Raw genomic sequence first — 791 nt, 5'->3', positions numbered from 1 at the left:
GGCCGGCCAATGGATGGCACCCCAACGAAGGGGGCCGGATATGCCGCTGGCAAGAACAACTCACCGGGATGGCTGAACATCGCAGCCAGCGCGTCAGTGAAACTCACCGTCACAAAACGCCGAAGCGTGCAGACTTGAAAGCCGTTTGCGAACCGAACACAGCTGCCATTGGCGTTCGAAATGTCCTCGATGATTGCGCCGCCGGACATTGTGCCAATGACATCAGCTACTGCCGCCGTCTTCAGTCCAAGACCAGTTCGAGCATCAGATTGCGTTTTCGCGCCGGTACCGCCTTGGCTCACAGACAGCGCTGTGGTCAGTCCAGAAAGCGAAGTGATGTCGTTGTTCGCCCCCTTCCCAGCTTTGCTGAAAAGCTGCGTCTGCAGTTTTCCGAAGGCTGCGACGATAGTGTCTGTTGGGACAACTGTGGAGGGATCTGTTGTTACCAAGCCCGTCAACGGCATCTGTCGGATATTTTGGTCGGTGAGCCCGAGCGCCTCCCTCACACCAGACACAGTTGGCGTATTTCCGAGTACGGCCAGAACCCCACCGAACTGGTTCACCAGAGCTCGGAGTGCGTCGGCAGAGTCCTTAACGTAACCCTGCATCGGCGCCAGAGCATAAATCCCGGAAGCGTTAGTCGCCCCTTGATACTTAGGCTCAATCGAAAGCGCCGTGTCGCTGGCGATGTTGGTGACTTCATACCAGCCACCGTCCGGCCCGCGGAGCGCATCACCAACTCGGGCGTTTGCGATAAACGCGGTGCCCGTGCCAATTACGGCATTGGAATT

1 protein-coding gene is annotated in these 791 nt (G+C 57.8%); it reads right to left on the bottom strand.

The window, feature by feature from the left end; genetic code table 11:
* Positions 1-791: phage tail protein (locus tag M0814_RS28950; protein WP_247868580.1), on the bottom strand; the 791-nt coding region annotated here is incomplete at both ends.

The sequence above is a fragment of the Pseudomonas sp. MWU12-2020 genome, from assembly GCF_023100605.1.
In the GTDB taxonomy this organism is placed as follows: Bacteria; Pseudomonadota; Gammaproteobacteria; order Pseudomonadales; family Pseudomonadaceae; genus Aquipseudomonas; species Aquipseudomonas fluorescens_H.
The sequence above is the reverse complement of the archived record's forward strand: the minus strand, read 5'-3'. Positions and strand labels throughout refer to the sequence as shown.